Origin of the sequence: Okeania sp. SIO3I5, assembly GCF_010672085.1 — a bacterium.
GTDB lineage: Bacteria > Cyanobacteriota > Cyanobacteriia > Cyanobacteriales > Microcoleaceae > Trichodesmium.
The window spans coordinates 13,369-28,928 of the sequence record NZ_JAAHHT010000110.1 but is presented as its reverse complement, the minus strand read 5'-3'; the positions used below and the strand labels follow the sequence as shown (position 1 = coordinate 28,928).

The 15,560-nt window shown below is 34.7% G+C and carries 11 protein-coding genes, 1 tRNA gene and 2 pseudogenes; 5 read left to right on the top strand and 9 right to left on the bottom strand.

The features are described 5' to 3' along the window. Window positions 1-274, bottom strand: a pseudogene (locus F6K40_RS22500) (heavy metal translocating P-type ATPase); the annotation flags it as partial. 1,305 nt (window positions 275-1,579) lie between these two features. Between F6K40_RS22500 and F6K40_RS22495 the strand changes: the two are divergent. Continuing rightward, window positions 1,580-1,852: a TIR domain-containing protein gene (locus F6K40_RS22495; RefSeq protein WP_293139331.1), complete on the top strand. Its 273-nt coding sequence runs from the start codon at window positions 1,580-1,582 to the stop codon at window positions 1,850-1,852. 140 nt (window positions 1,853-1,992) lie between these two features. Here the strand turns inward: F6K40_RS22495 and F6K40_RS22490 are convergent, their stop codons facing one another. Then, a complete protein-coding gene (locus F6K40_RS22490; RefSeq protein ID WP_293139330.1) occupies window positions 1,993-2,991 on the bottom strand; it encodes an acetamidase/formamidase family protein in 999 nt (332 codons plus the stop codon). Window positions 2,992-3,558: 567 nt separating this feature from the next. Here F6K40_RS22490 and F6K40_RS22485 point away from each other — a divergent pair. Further along, the gene (locus tag F6K40_RS22485; RefSeq protein WP_293139329.1) at window positions 3,559-4,422 is read left to right on the top strand and encodes an AAA family ATPase; all 864 of its coding nucleotides are present in this window, start codon (window positions 3,559-3,561) and stop codon (window positions 4,420-4,422) included. A 772-nt stretch (window positions 4,423-5,194) separates the two neighbouring features. After that, on the top strand, window positions 5,195-6,340 hold the full coding sequence (gene lysS, locus F6K40_RS22480; protein WP_293139328.1) for a homocitrate synthase: 1,146 nt from the start codon (window positions 5,195-5,197) through the stop codon (window positions 6,338-6,340). Between the two features lie 598 nt (window positions 6,341-6,938). On the opposite strand, the pseudogene F6K40_RS22475 reads toward lysS, so the two are convergent. Continuing rightward, window positions 6,939-7,953, bottom strand: a pseudogene (locus F6K40_RS22475) (IS701 family transposase). Between the two features lie 847 nt (window positions 7,954-8,800). Beyond that, window positions 8,801-9,811, bottom strand: coding sequence for a methionyl-tRNA formyltransferase (fmt, locus tag F6K40_RS22470; RefSeq protein WP_293139333.1), 1,011 nt, complete (start codon window positions 9,809-9,811; stop codon window positions 8,801-8,803). Window positions 9,812-10,560: 749 nt separating this feature from the next. On the opposite strand from fmt, the gene F6K40_RS22465 reads away from it, so the two are divergent. Next, window positions 10,561-11,337, top strand: a complete 777-nt coding sequence (locus F6K40_RS22465; RefSeq protein ID WP_293139327.1) for a hypothetical protein — start codon at window positions 10,561-10,563, stop codon at window positions 11,335-11,337. Between the two features lie 257 nt (window positions 11,338-11,594). Here the strand turns inward: F6K40_RS22465 and F6K40_RS22460 are convergent, their stop codons facing one another. The 5 genes from F6K40_RS22460 to hisF form a co-directional block, all read right to left on the bottom strand. Next, on the bottom strand, window positions 11,595-12,842 hold the full coding sequence (locus F6K40_RS22460) for a J domain-containing protein (RefSeq protein WP_293139326.1): 1,248 nt from the start codon (window positions 12,840-12,842) through the stop codon (window positions 11,595-11,597). Between the two features lie 58 nt (window positions 12,843-12,900). Further along, window positions 12,901-13,044: a hypothetical protein gene (locus F6K40_RS22455; protein ID WP_293139325.1), complete on the bottom strand. Its 144-nt coding sequence runs from the start codon at window positions 13,042-13,044 to the stop codon at window positions 12,901-12,903. Between the two features lie 302 nt (window positions 13,045-13,346). Beyond that, window positions 13,347-13,419 (bottom strand) — tRNA-Ala (locus F6K40_RS22450). Window positions 13,420-13,842: 423 nt separating this feature from the next. Further along, on the bottom strand, window positions 13,843-14,055 hold the full coding sequence (locus F6K40_RS22445; protein ID WP_293092259.1) for a hypothetical protein: 213 nt from the start codon (window positions 14,053-14,055) through the stop codon (window positions 13,843-13,845). Between the two features lie 104 nt (window positions 14,056-14,159). Next, entirely contained in the window at window positions 14,160-14,930 is a 771-nt protein-coding gene (hisF, locus tag F6K40_RS22440; RefSeq protein ID WP_293139324.1) for an imidazole glycerol phosphate synthase subunit HisF, read from the bottom strand. A gap of 346 nt (window positions 14,931-15,276) precedes the next feature. Between hisF and petP the strand changes: the two genes are divergently transcribed. Next, window positions 15,277-15,483, top strand: a complete 207-nt coding sequence (gene petP / locus F6K40_RS22435) for a cytochrome b6f subunit PetP (protein WP_293139332.1) — start codon at window positions 15,277-15,279, stop codon at window positions 15,481-15,483. Window positions 15,484-15,560 lie beyond the last annotated feature (77 nt).

The window sequence follows — 15,560 nt, the reverse complement described above, 5'->3', positions numbered from 1 at the left end:
CTTTCAAAATGTTTTTTCCCGCACTAGAAAGTACAGTCCATCCACTATATATATATATGGGAATAAACACTATATATTTTCCTATTCCATAAACAGTATTTTGTAATTGTTGATAGAAAATTAAACCTAATATATAGATAATTGCGACGGGAAGTAAAGGTAAAATTTCTTGTTTTAAATTGAAATCTTGTTTAGGTGGATTAGTCTGATTAGTCTGATTATGATTTTCTTCATCGTGACAACTACAACAATGAGAATGATTATGATTATCCATTTTTTTACTCCTTAATCAAAAAAGTTTTTTCTTGTAGATATTATAGCGCAAGTTAAATTTTTTAAAATTAAAAAAAAATAATTTTTATATTTGATGATTATTGAGTAAAATAAATGATAAAAGTTTTCAGCGATCGCTAAATTCCTAAAATACTCAAAATGAACAATAGTAAGACTAATAGACATCTCCGATAATTCAAAATAAAATAAATTATCGTACAGAAATAATCAATTCTTTTTCCCTATTCCCTATTCCCTATTCCCTATTCCCTCTTTTCCGGAGAGGTCTAATTTAAAAATCTATACAACCTTTCCCAATTCAGAAATATATACATAGAGAGTAGGAAGTAAAGGGAATTTTTAAAGATACTATTACTGAGGTGAGGCAAACATTTTTATTGTAGTGTTTTTAATGAGAATTGAAGATTGCTATCCCTATCATTTTTATCTTTTTTATATTCAATATTTGTAAGTATTCATCCGTCAGCGATCGATTATCAGCTATTGTTTTTGATGACCGATAAAAGCTAATTGAACTAGAATTAAATCTGGTATTGGTAAAATTAGGTATAAAATTTGTATCAGAATCAGATTAATAGTTAGGCAAAAAACTGTTTTAACTACTGACTACTAAAAATATTTTCCAGTTAATGATAATTTTGGGAATTTATTTCTGTATTAACTGGTATTAGTAAAATCAGGTATAAAATTTGGGTAGTCCTGTAGATGTAGTGATTTATTGTGGAAAAAGGGAACAGGGAACAGGGAACAGGGAACAGTAAAGTAGCTTAAATTCTTAGTTTCAAAGAAATCATATTCCATTGAAAATTTCACTTTTTTGAGGATATCACTACTTGTACACCACTACCAAAATTTGTATCAGAATCAGATTAATAGTCAGGCAAAAAACTGTTTTAACTACTGACTATTAACTACTGACTACTAAAAATTATCCAATCATTTAATCATTCTTAGAAACTGTTTGTAAAATAAGTTTGAAGAGAGTTGTTGAGTGACTAAAATCTCAAAGTAAAAGGTACTTCAAGAGATTGAAATTTGGTAGATTGATTAGGTGGAAAAGTATATATGTTCCCTTTCTTTTAACTCTTCAATACTTGTCTTGATTTCTTCGGACCCCCATACCTATTCCCTATTCCTTATTCCCTATCTCCTTTTTATATTTCCTGATACATTCAGTCTCTAATTAGTTAATAACTGAAGTCTTGATGAAGCATAGGATTATTTTTGGGAATTGGTATTACTGAAAGGCTGAGAATAGGATAAAAATCAAAAAAAAATTCCTGATTTGTTAATTGGAAAAAAAGGTCTACAAGCAGAAAAGTGGTTAAAATTTAAGTTTGTAGACAAACAACCGCCTTGTTTTCCCACAGATTTACATTGTGAATTTATCTGTGAAAGTGAGAAAAATGCTAATAATTTAATGACTCAAGTTTTCGTAGCTTTTGCTGAAGCAGATAAAAGTATCATGGAAAAAATCAGGAAAAGTTTGATGCGGGAAGGAATTACTGTCAGGACTTACGCAACGGTACTACATATTGGGTTATATTTTTCTATTTAATCAAACCAAAACCAACAATTAAATCATACAGCAGTTTCCGTTGTTATTAGGTACACCCCGAAGGGGGCAAAATGCCCGCACTACATACAATATTTTCATCATTGACCCTGTACATCATTTCTCCGAAATTTGCTGTCAAACTAATTGTAGTTTCTCCCCACACTCCCCAAACTTCTCCTACTCCCTACTCCGTCAATAATAGACTTTGCCAATATTCCATGTACTCCTTTTTGAGGATTATTCACAACTTGAGTAATATGAAAATTCACAGCAAGAGAACACAAAATATAAGCATCTTCACGACTCAACCCAACAAATTTTTCTAACCAACTAATCATTTGTTTTAAAGCTAATTCAAAAGCAGAATCTAAAGTCTTGCCAAACCCAAAAGAAATAATATCAGTAGCAGTTTCTGCCATAGGAAAATTTATTTGTAAATCTCGCCTCAGATTAATTTTAATAGTACCATTCATTGAAGTTTCAATAGCCGTTACATTTATCTCTCCATCACCCTGCGCAGAATGACCATCCCCAATAGAAAATAAACCGCCCGGCACAAAAACAGGTAAAAATATTCGCGAACCAATCTGCAATTCTCGACAGTCAATATTACCTCCATAACTACCAGGAGGAATAGAAGAACGTTGAGTATTTTCTGTGGCAACTCCCAAAATTCCAAAGAATGGTTGAAGAGGAATTTTTATCCCGCTTTTAGGAGGAAATTCTGCAAATTTTTTCTCTAAATTTAGTGGAATAAAATTTAGTTTTGGTTCGGTAAATTCTTCGGGTAATGCTCCCCATCCCGGACGAATAGAATTAAATCCCATGGGTAAACTAGGGTAAATATTTTCCAGGATAATTTCTAGTACATCTCCCGGTTGAGCATCATTAATATATACTGGTCCGGTTAATAAATGAGGACCAGGACCGACTTTTCTTTCTGCTGGTAAATTATGACAAATTTCCAGAAATTCAGGAGTTAAAAAATCTTCAGGCGATCGCTCATAAAGATAATAACCCGTATAAGTTTCTACATCGACACTATCGCCCGAATTAATTATTAATGCTGGTTCTAATTGATTTGAGAATCCTCCTAAATGAACAGTTTTACAGTTAGCTTTCAAAATATGATGGCTCATTTCAGTTATCAGTTATCAGTTATCAGTTATCAGTAGACATCTCGGAAAAATATGTAGACTTTTTGTAAAAGTAGGGAACAGGGAACAGGGAAAAGGGAAGATTTTTTCAGTAAAAATGTACAGAAAATGATTTTATAAGGAAATTTTACAACTCTACTTTATGGTAAATAAAGAGCAAGTTTATTTTCTGGAGATGTCTAGTACTTCTGGCTATTTGCGCAGCATGACCTAGGAAACCCGGAGGTTTGAAATACTGAAGTTTATTTTCTCTTGGTCATTTCATTTAATTTTAATATTTATCAATAACAGGGAACAGGGAATAGGGAATAGGGAACAGTTGGAAAAACATTTTCGCTATTTAATATTCATCATCAGTCTATGCTTAACCAATTCTTTCTTAGCTAAAATAGCGTTTTTCAAATTACTGAAGTAAAGTAGTTTTTCTTCCTTTCTACTCCCTACTCCCTACTCCCTACTCCCTACTCCCTATTCCCTATTCCCTATTCCCTACTTTACGATATACTCACTTCAATTAAAAAATTTCAATTTTCAATAAGTTTAAGTAAAATGATGCAAACTATAACTAAACCTAATCAACAATTTAAACAGCTACAATCGGGAATTGCTATTGGTGTTCCTCCAGAAAAAGATTGGGTTTCTATGAAAAATGAAAGCCTAATTATTATTGTAGGTTTAACTGGAGTCGGTAAAACTACAATAATTAATACATTAATTAAATCGGGATTAAATTTTACTTTACTTCCCAATCGACGCACTCTAACAACAGAATTAATTATTCCTTATATCGCAGCTCTAAATGGAAAAAATATTCAAACAATTTGTCGTCTAGAGCGGTTTAAATATACTCGTCAATATCAAAAACAATTTTCTGGTGGTATGGGTCATATTTTGACTCAATTACAAGTTAATCTTGGTCAAATTAATTATCCACTAATTTTCGATGGTTTAAGAGGTAAAAATGAAGTTACTTATGCTGCTAAGACTTTAAAAAATGCAAAATTTGTGATTTTAGATGCTCCATTATTAGTACGTTTAAAACGACTTTTGACTCGAAATGATGCTTTCGATAAAATCACAAAATCCGTCGAAGATACAATAGTTTCCCGAAAAAAAAATCTAAGTTTTTCTGCTTTAGATATACCTGAAGCTTCTAATTTATTTACCTTGACTGAAGCACAAGAAATTTTCACTGGAATCAAAACCGGAATCTACCAACACACGGAAGTTAGTCAAAAACTCAAAATCCTCGTTGAAGAAAGTATAAACTACGATTCCCAGGCAACAAAAATAGCTTTACAAGCGATCGCTCCCCAGCGCACTTTACTTTTAGACACTACCAAATTTACAACTCAACAAATAGCTCAAAAACTTATTAAATATCTTAGATATAGTTCAGCAATTAACAATTAATTAGGGTTTGCTGAAAAAGTCTTATGGGTGAAGGTAGGAGACAGGAGACAGGAGACAGGAGACAGGAGACAGGAGAAATGGAGTAGGGACGTTGCATAACAAAAATGCGTTTCATGTCGCGTAGCGAAACGTCCGTACAGGAGGTAGGAGTCAGAATTTAATTCGTGATTTTTCTACCTTATGTAACCCAAAATCCTAACTTTTTCAGCATGAAATAGCTCAAAAAAATGTCTTTATGACGATCAAAAAGGCTAAAACCATGATTAAAGTTAATGCTTTTAGATTTAATCAGCAGAGCAATAATTATTCGATCAGTGCATTATTACAAAATTGAATAATCTGTAGGGGTTTGGTCTCCAAACCCTTACCAATGAATAATGGATAATTAATAATGGATAATTGATAATTAATACATTTGCTTTAAAGCCTCTCCTAATCATTGATAATTGAGCATGAAAGAGTATAAAAATTGCTTTTTTATGGCTGTCGAAGCTTTTAATTGCTGGTATCGGTTGTCATTAATTAAATATTCCTTAATTCCCAAATAACTTAAAATATCTTAAATTCTTTGTAATATTTAAGCATTTTATAGCGCTACGCATTAAGGTTAGGACATTTATACATATTGAAACCCTTTGACAGTTTACTATTCCCTATTCCCTATTCCCTATTCCCTAGCCCTATATTAAAAATAAACTGTAATTAATCATACCAAAAATTATCCCTATAATATGTTTATCTAAAATGATGGAATAATAGCTAAACTAAAAAAATGTTATTAAGTAAACTAGCGATAGTTGATTCTACTCTCCGAGAGGGAGAACAATTTTTTAAGTCAAATTTTTCTACAGGAGATAAAGTTGAAATTGCTAGGGCACTAGATAGATTTGGAGTAGAATATATTGAAGTAACATCTCCAACAGCTTCTCCTCAATCCTATCAAGACTGTAAAAACTTAGCTCAGTTAGGTTTACAAGCTAAAGTAATCACCCATATTCGTTGCCATATTGAAGATGCAAAAATCGCCCTAGATACAGGTGTAGATGGTATTAATCTATTTATGGCTACATCTAAACTTTTACGTCAATTTGGTCATGGTAAAAGTATAGATGAAATTATTGATATAGCCACAGAAATTATTACTTTTATTCATCAACAAAATCCCCAAATAGAATTACGTTTTTCCACAGAAGATTCTTTTCGTAGTTCCCGATCGGATTTACTACGAGTTTATTTAGCAATTAATAAACTAGGAATTGTGCATCGTTTTGGAATAGCTGATACTGTAGGTATAGCAACTCCCAACCAAGTTTATCAATTAATTCAAGAGATGAGACAATGCTTTTCTGAAGATATAGAATTTCATGCTCATAATGATACAGGTTGTGCAATTGCTAATAGTTTTACTGCTTTTGAAGCAGGAGCAACTCATATTGATACAAGTGTTTTAGGTATTGGCGAACGTAATGGTATTACCCCTTTAGCTGGATTAATTGCTCGTCTTTATACCCTCGATCCAGAAACTTTAAATCGAAAATATTCTCTATCTTATCTTCATCAATTAAATCAATTAGTAGCAGAAAAAATAGGACTTTCTATTCCTTTCGATCATTGTATTGTTGGGGAAGCTGCTTTTAATCATAAAGCTGGAGTTCATACTAAAGCAATTCTCAATAATTCTCAAACTTATGAACCAATAAATCCCAATGATTTTAATTTGAATAGGTCAGTTTTAATTAATCACAAACTAACAGGTAAAAATAGTATTGCTCATCGCGCTTATCAACTAGGTCTGAATCTAGAAACTTTCCAAATTCAAGCTATTACTCAAACAATTAAAACTTTAGCAGACAGGGAGAAAATCACCCTAGAAAATGTCGATGAAATTTTGTGTTCATACCAAAAAAATATTAGTTAAATTTTTTGGTGAAGAGAATTAGCAAAATTTCTAGTAACTTACAAATTAGTCAAGTATATTACTCAACTTCAAGTTTCCCTTTTTAAGACTAATTTACTCCAATAATATAACGCTAATTAGGGTTTGCTGAAAAAGTATTGTTGCTGTTTCTAGTAGTCAGTAGTCAGTAGTCAGTAGTCAGGAGAAATGGGAATTTTAGAGGAGATAGTCGGAAAAATTGAGGGACAATTTTTCTGCCATAATCATCCCAAAATACTAGCTTTTTAGCGGCAAGAGCTATAAAAGCTGGTACTTTTTAATGACTCAAAAATGCTATAATCTTTACCTGTCAATGCTTTTATATTTAATCAGCAAGCCCTAATTATTTCAAATAATCCCCTGATATCAAATCCGGTAGTATCGGTATAAAAAAGCAGAGAAACTGGGGAAAGTATCAAATGCCCTACAATACTAACATTTTGGGTAGTTATAATTACAGGACTTACGCAAAGACACTATATATAGCGTATGATAAATAGAGCGATCGCTTAAAAACACAAAGCGATCGCCTCCAGACAAGTACCATAAAAAACAATGGCCAAAAACACCTATTAGCTAATTAGCCAATCGCCCTGAATCTTATTGTGGGCTTCTTTAGTTCTTGAATCAGATAATTTGAAAGTAATTCATATTTGACTGTATAAATAGTTTTTCCTATTTTCAGTGCTAATATTTTTAAAAAATTCCATACTAACATAGCACAGGCTATATGATTTTTTTGAATTTGCCTGAGACGACATTGACAGGATTCGATACCTGTTAATTGTTCAATTTCTCTATGAAATTCTTCAATTTTCCATCTAGTTTGAGACTCAAATTCTACAGCATCTACTGAAGATTGATATAAGTCATTAGTTGCAATATATCCTGTCCTGTTGGAAGAAACAGTTGCCCAGAATAGTTTAACTTTTTTATCCCTCGGAAAACCTTTTATTTTAACTATTTTACCTGATATTTTTTCTGATTCATTCCAACTTAATTCTCCAATATTTTTATATTTCTCTACACCTCCAGTGTCATCTACTAGACGATTTATTTTTAAGGGACAGTAATAAATTTTTCCTAGGTTATCTACCAATGCCATTAATCTTTGTGTTGCGTACCAACTATCCATTAATACAGTTTTAAATGGTAATTTCTTCTTATGTACCACACTTAATATCATTTCTTCTACATGATCTAACTCATGTTTTTTTGTCAGTATCTGGGTCATAAACTCGATAATCTATGAGCCAAAATTGTTCAATTTGTGGATTGAAATATATACAATTTACTATCCCAATACCATGAACTACTTTGTGTTCATTACCACTGTATTGTCGTCGAACTAACTCAATTTTATTACCATATTCCTTATTGATAACTGTATCATCAAAAATTAAATAACCTTCTGGGTTAGTTACAATTTCTTCTTGAACATTTTTCCATACATCTTGGCTACCAAAGTTTTCTATTTTTAAATAACGATTTATCGTATCATGGCTAATATTTTCTAAGTGATTTGCTAAGTTTGTGATAGTATAATTTGTATGAGAATTGAGTAAATACTGATATGGGATCAAGATAATTAAAATTCATGTTGTTAACTCAAATCAGCAATAATACTATTCTATAATAAGGGCGACTATTTTGGCAAAATTTATTGACAATTAACTACATTTACATATAGCTAAAACCAATTATATTACCATATCTTTGTATTAGTTTTGCTCGTTTTCTTGTTCAGGCGTTGGGACTCGCTAGGGGCAGCTATATCGCTCTCTATTTTTAAGCGATCGCTCTATTTATTATACGCTATATATAGTGTCTTTGCGTAAGTCCTGAATTAGAAACGCCTTTGTTGCATAAAACCCACATTCCGCACTCCCTCCGCTTTGAAAATCAAAAGGCTGAAACTTTTACCTGTAAAAGCTTTGAGGTTTAATCAGCCCGCCTTAACTATTGGACAATAGTTAAAATCAAACATCAATTTTGGAAATCAAAAGGCTGAAACTTTTACTTGTAAAAGCTTTGAAGTTTAATCAGCCCGCCTTAACTATTGGACAATAGTTAAAATCAAACATCAATTTTGGAAATCAAAAGGCTAAAACTTTTACCTGTAAAAGCTTTGAGGTTTAATCAGCCCGCCTTAACTATTGGACAATAGTTAAAATCAAACATCAATTTATAGTAAAGAGAGTGATATAGCTGCCGCACTTGCTTTGCCTTTTCCTGACGGAATGCTCCGCAAACATATCGCGCAGCGAAAAGCGGAACGGATGTTCTATTACTACTTTCATGCAACAAAGCCATTAGAAACTCTTAGTAGGGCTTGAGCAATAACTATAGAAGTTGCTCAAGCCCTACTACAAACAAAAACTTTTTTGATCGCGCCAGCAAAAATTTAACTTCTGACTTCTGACTTCTGACTTGCGCGTAGCGCTATAACTCCCCTACTTCCCCAATAACTTCCCCCACTGCCAAACGAGTACCATTAGCAAAATCCCAACCAGAAACCGCTTTCTTGCCCGCCAACTGTACCTGCCACAACAATAACCAACCAGCACCAGTTTGCACAACAACTCCTAAACCCTTAATTACTTTCACCACTTCCCCCACATTCCCAAAAACTTCAGACTCAGAAGACCAAACCTTCTCCAACTTCTGCAACTCTGGTGGTAACTGCGACCAATATTCAGCACCTATCGGTACAGCTGCCATAACTTTCAAAGACTGACCCCGAAAACTGGTGAAACAATTAGGGAAAAATCCTCTGACTTGGTTATGAATATCCAAAGCACTCCTCGACCAATCAATTTCATAATCATAATTTTGAATCAGTGGAGCGTAAGTTGCTAGAGAATCATCTTGAGGAATAGGTTCAATTTCTCTGTTCTCCAACTTCCACAAAGTTTCCAGTAATAAATCTGCTCCATCCTTTGCCAATATTTCCGCTATAGATACAGCATTATCCAACAAACCAATAGGAGTAACACTCTTCAATAACATCGGACCCGTATCCATTCCCACATCCATCAACATCGTAGTATTGCCCGTTTCTGTCTCGCCATGATAAATAGACCACTGAATAGGAGCAGCACCACGATACTTTGGCAAAATCGAACCATGAACATTCACGCAACCCAACTTCGGCATATCTAAAATTTCAGCAGACAAAATTTGCCCATAAGCAACTACTACAAACACATCTGCTTGTGCTTGCCGTAATAACTTGAGAGTTTCAGCATTTTTTTTAACTCGACGTGGTTGCCAGACTGGGATGTTCTGAGCAACTGCCACTAACTTAACAGGAGATGGAATCAGTTTATTGCCTCGTCCGCGTCTTTTATCAGGTTGGGTGACAACTGCTAGAACTTCTATTTCTGGGTGAGCTAATAATTTTTCCAAAGTAGGAACAGCAAATAGAGGTGTACCAAAAAATATTATTTTCATCGAAAAAGTAACTTGGTAATTAGGAATTATGGCGTTGCATATTTGCCGGATGAATTTTTCTTTTAGAGAAAGAGGAAGTAAAAGATGGGATTTACCTTTTCTGAAAAGATTCATCCCTTGCTTCAGCAACACCGGAATTATAGATAAATTTAGTATCTCACATTCAGGTGGAATGGGGGTTTAATTGGCAAAAAATACAAGTTTTGTAGGGAGTTTAGCAACCAAACCCCTACGAGGAATCATATCATGTCCGCTGGTATCGGAGAGTGTAAAAGTTAGGGTGAATATCCACAGGAAATTTAAGTTTTTTTATTGGCCTTAAGTATTCTTGCCAGTTAAGTGTTCCCAGTTAAGTGTTCCCTGTTCCCTACCTTTGCTATACAATACCGATGCTACCGGACATGATATCAAAGGAACAGAGGACAGGGAATAGGGAGTAGGGAGTAGTAATTCTGGTTCTGTAGGAATAGATCAAGAAGAAAAACAACTGTACCTCTGAAACAACTGTTGAGAGTAACCCCAGACCGCTGCGGGTTAGCCATTAAACATACAGTAGTGGTTTTACGCTTTAGTGTAGGGTTATTAAGACTGCTTTTTGACTTAATTCGCTCCAGATTTAAAAAGACTTGGAAGGAAAACTGTAATAGACATCTGCGATAATTAACTTGAAACTCTTGTAAAAAGGTAGTTAAATTTTAATTTCCGGAGAGGTCTAATAGTAAACTTAACCCACATTTTTAAGTGCAACTATGGGCCATCGGATTACTGCGTCTGCGAAAGACGAAATAAAAGCTGGGGTCTTCATGGAAACAACTGCCATTCTTAATGAGGCTGGAGAGCTAAATGTTAGCACTAGAAGTTGGACTGAAAATTTGGTAGTAGGCGCTCATTCAAGGGCAGTCATTTATCTTTTTGACAAAGACAATAAACGCCTTTGGAATACAGACAAAGTTGCTTGCGGGATTGGGGGAATGCTAGAGGTTACTTTTCCGATTTTTGATCGGAGTGTTAAATCTGACCGAACGGAAAATTATTCATTCAAAGTTCCACCGGACTTTGTTTCGCAAGCTAGCTCGATCAGGATTGTTCACTTTAACAAAACAAAACCTTTCACTGAGTACCTAAAAATACTGAACAAGTTTTTTGATATGAATGAAAAATCTCAAAATCCTACGGTTTATAACACACAGAATGGAGATAGGATACACATATCTGGAGGTCAAGTCGGAGCCGTTGGAGATTGCAATACAGTAAACTCTACGTTTACTCAAAACCATCAGAACTTACCCACTGCTGTAGCAGAAGTCAGAAAGATATGGCATGAATTGTCTCAAACTTACCCAACTAACACAGTGGCAGAAGAGATAGTAGTTGCAGCCAAGACAATTGAAAAAATCGAAGCTAACTCTACTCTGAAAGAACGGCTAATTAGTGCAGCTAAAGAAGGCACATTGGCTGCAATAAAAGAGCTACCAGGGGGAAAAGTTATAGTTGCTGCAATCGAAGGTTGGCAAAAAAAACCCTGAGTAAAATGGAAAGTAGTCCTGCATAGTAATGGCGGATTTGGCATGAAACGCTTACCATACCCTTCCTGAAATCATTACAATGCACCACTACCAAATCGAAAACTAAAGCAAACACAGTCAGGGGAGCAGAAGCTCCCCTATTAAGTAATATTTAATTTTAATTTTTTTTGTCGCAGTTATCTGACATTTGTGATTATTTTTTTTGCCTCTTTTCTATTCCCTACTCCCTACTCCCTACTCCCTAAAATTATATTTATCTAGTTAATTAAACCAAATGGTAACCCACTCACTAATAACATAATAGGTACTGTTAAAGCAGATTTTTCTTCAGAAATATTGGAAATTTTTTGACAACCGCTATACATAATTAAAATTGTATAACAAAGAGCAAAAATAGCTAAAATAAAACTAATTATCCAATTATTTAAAATTCCACTGAGGAACACCAGTAAACCTAGAGGTAATAATGAAGTGCCTGCGATAAACAGATCCCCCGTTAAACTACCATTAGTTTTAAATATTAGTCTGGCAAAACCACTTGTAATTGTTATATTCACAAAGGGAATAATACCAATAATTATTAACAATAAAAAACCTGTACGATCTGCTTCATCTAATCGTTGTGAAATCAGACTAATTCCCAACACAAAACAAACTTCAAATATTATCCCTAAAAAAACTGCCACATTCAGCGCTCTTTTCTGTTCTAATTGCCCAAAAGCTGGTAATAACCCTCCTATCGGATTAGGCATAAAAATCTTTACTGTTATCCAACTATCCTGAAAAGTTCTCTGGAATATTTCTAGTATTTCTGCCCAGGAAAAACCCTCTAAACTTCTAATAGCTTCCAGAGATCTTTGAGAATTAGCTTTATCACCTTGCTCCGCAAAAAGTTTAGCAGCTTTTCTGAAATCCAATCTTGCCAGACGATGTTCTTGTAATTCTAAATAAACCAAACCACGCTGATAATAAATATGAGCAAAATTAGGATTTATTTCTAATGCTTTGGTATAGTCTTCCATACCAGCTTGAATATGCCTTAATTTCATCCGACATAAACCCCGATAATAGTAAACTTCTACTAAGTATGGGTCTAAAAATAATGCCTTAGTATAATCAACATCAGCATTCCGATAATCTTGCAATTTATAATTAGCAAATCCTCTATGATATAAAACTTCTGCCCAATCAGGATTAATTTCCAGTGCCTTTGTGTAATCTAATATTGCACCTTGATAATCTCCAAGCTGACTTCTGGCAACTCCTCGTTTATATAATTCCTCCGTTTCTCCTACAGTTTTGTCATATTGCGATCGCTTCAATGGATCAGAAAGAATCTCATACACTGAATTAATTTCTTTAAATATTTCTGCTGCATTTATATCCCCCGAATTCACATCAGGATGATACTGACGTGCTAGACTATGATAGGCTTTTTTAATCTGTTCTGGTGAAGCATCTTTTGATACTCCTAGAACTTCATAATAGTTATGGTCTTTTTCCATAGGGAATTAGGGAATAGAAAAAATACTGTATTTCATTAATACGAGAACTATAGTAATCTTAAATGATTTGTAAAAAAAACAGTAGGGGTAAGGTCTCCAAATCCCGTTTTTGCTTGGGGAAAGGAGGGGAAGGATGGGGAGGATGGGGAGGATGGGGAGAATGGGGAGGATGGGGAGGAAGAATTTTGTCTAAAGTTTTCACTTTTTTGTGTCTAATTCAATACATTTTTCTCCCGCAAAAGCCGAACCAAAACCTACCCATAACTCATAACTTGTCAATAATGCCCAAGTTTTATGTTTAAGAAAGATGTTTATAAAGCATAGCCTTTTAAGGAGAAAAAGCGGTCGAGGGATGCCGAGGTCTCCTCGGCATATCCAATCGACCAAGAGAGCGGTCGTTTACGGAGCACGAGTAGGATGGGATGGCGAGGTTTCCCGATACATCAATTCTTTCCCCCTACTCCCTACTCCCTACTCCCTATTTTCTATTCCCTTTTTATAATATGGAGCTAAGCGGACTCGAACCGCTGGCCCCCTCAATGCCATTGAGGTGCTCTACCAACTGAGCTATAACCCCTAACCAAAACATCATCCATATTACCTAGTTTTTTGTTTATTTGTCAAGAAATTAACCAAAAAATTTATACAACATTTCTAGCAGATGATCTATAGCAGTCGCTACTACTATATAGGACATTCTCAAGCCTTTCAAATTTAGTCCGTGTTGCGAATTTAACTTCTCTACATTGCCAACCCGACAGCTCCCAGTTTTAAAGAAGTCAGAAATCAGAAGTCAGTAGGGGCGAAAAGCGAATCGCCCGTACAGAAGTTGACCCATGTAACCGGGATTTGAGCAAGGCTCCAAAAACCTTTCGCCTTAAAAGGCGGGGTTTTAGACCCAATTATTTTGATAACTTCTGACTTCTGACTTTTGACTTCTGACTTCAGCGATACCAGGGTATCTGGCCTTATTGAAGAACATCATACCCTGATAACCAGCTTAAAAATATGTGTAGGAATGTTGAGACATCTGAGTTAGGTGAGTCATACAAGTACCCATAAGAAAATAAACTACCATCATTGCTGCAGCAGATATAGCAACTAAGATACCCGCTAGCATTAGAGAAAATTCTCGATGATGGAATGACTCTTGCATCAAATGCAGAGCCCAAGCAACTAAAGCAACATCAAGTATTAGAATTGTGACCAACATGAGTTACGTTTTGTAACAATTCTTTCATTCTAACAACATTTCTTAAAAATCTATCTGAGTATTTGTACTAAGAAAATCTAAAATTTTAAAGTTAGACCTCAAAATTAACTTTGTCTAACAGGAACTTGATGGCCAGCAAGATAATCCTTAATTTCTGCTACACTTAGTTGACCGTAATGTAGTAAAGAAGCTAGTAATGCTGCTTCTGCTTTACCCTCAGTTAAGGCCTCAAAAATATGCTGGGAGTTACCAGCACCCCCTGAAGCAATTACTGGAATCTCAACACTTTCTGCTATAGTCTTCGTAAGCTCTAAGTCATAACCTGCTTGCGTTCCATCAGCATCCATACTTGTAACAAGCAGTTCTCCTGCCCCTCTTTTTTCTACTTCTATTGCCCAGGCGATCGCGTCTTTACCAGTATTTTCTCGACCACCTCGCACATATACATCCCATCCTAAGTTATCTGGGTCTGAACGACGACGAGCATCAATAGCTACTACGATACATTGATTTCCGAAACGGTCACTAGCTTGATTAATAAAGTTAGGGTTACGGACTGCTGCGGAATTTATACTTACTTTATCAGCGCCCGCTCTTAACAAATTTTTAATATTTTCTAAGGATTGAATACCGCCTCCCACTGTCAGAGGAATAAAAACCTGCTCTGCAGTGCGATAAACCACATCTATTATTGTATCTCGGTCTTCGTGAGTAGCTGTAATATCTAGAAATACCAACTCATCAGCACCAGCGTCATTATAGACTTGGGCTAGTTCAACAGGATCTCCGGCATCTTGAAGATTCACAAAGTTAACACCTTTGACAACTCGACCTGCATTAACATCAAGACAAGGTAAAATTCTTTTGGCCAGCATATAGATAAATTACTTTTAGATAGCAGAGTATATTATTGCCGATTTTAGAGTTGAGACTAATGGAGAAAATAAGTTGAGGTAGCACCAGGATTTTCACTTTTGAATTTTGAATTTTGAATTTTGACTTGAGGTAGCACCAGGATTTTCACTTTTGAATTTTGAATTTTGAATTTTGACTTGAGGTAGCACCAGGATTTTCACTTTTGAATTTTAAATTTTGAATTTTGAATTCTGACTTGAGGTCCCACCAGGATTTTCACTTTTGACTTATATTATTAAAACTGTGCTCAAGCACTAATTTTAGATAAACTGTGGATTAGTCAATACCACGAGGAGAACATCGTAAATCAAAATGGAAATTGGTCAAAAAGTAAGAGTAAAAGGTATTAAACAACGAATACCTGGAAATATAGTCAATAGATTAAAGCAAAATCCTATTGGTACAATCAAAGAATTCAAAATGGTAGACGGTAGTGGAATTGGCTACTGGATCGAATTTGAAGCAGAAATGGGCACTTGGTTCTTTGAGGATGAAATAGAACCAGCTTCCTAACGAATACTAAAGGTAGAGCATTGGGTATGAGAGTAAATCAGAAAAAAGTCTTACTTTTAGTTTTACTTGACTTTCAG

Excerpts from the sequence above, each read along its gene's own strand:
- F6K40_RS22490 (WP_293139330.1), bottom strand. The coding sequence starts at position 2,991 with ATGAGCCATCATATTTTGAAAGCTAACTGTAAAACTGTTCATTTAGGA.
- F6K40_RS22485 (WP_293139329.1), top strand. The coding sequence starts at position 3,559 with ATGATGCAAACTATAACTAAACCTAATCAACAATTTAAACAGCTACAA.
- lysS (WP_293139328.1), top strand. The coding sequence starts at position 5,195 with ATGTTATTAAGTAAACTAGCGATAGTTGATTCTACTCTCCGAGAGGGA.
- fmt (WP_293139333.1), bottom strand. The coding sequence starts at position 9,811 with ATGAAAATAATATTTTTTGGTACACCTCTATTTGCTGTTCCTACTTTG.
- F6K40_RS22465 (WP_293139327.1), top strand. The coding sequence starts at position 10,561 with ATGGGCCATCGGATTACTGCGTCTGCGAAAGACGAAATAAAAGCTGGG.
- F6K40_RS22460 (WP_293139326.1), bottom strand. The coding sequence starts at position 12,842 with ATGGAAAAAGACCATAACTATTATGAAGTTCTAGGAGTATCAAAAGAT.
- F6K40_RS22445 (WP_293092259.1), bottom strand. The coding sequence starts at position 14,055 with ATGTTGGTCACAATTCTAATACTTGATGTTGCTTTAGTTGCTTGGGCT.
- hisF (WP_293139324.1), bottom strand. The coding sequence starts at position 14,930 with ATGCTGGCCAAAAGAATTTTACCTTGTCTTGATGTTAATGCAGGTCGA.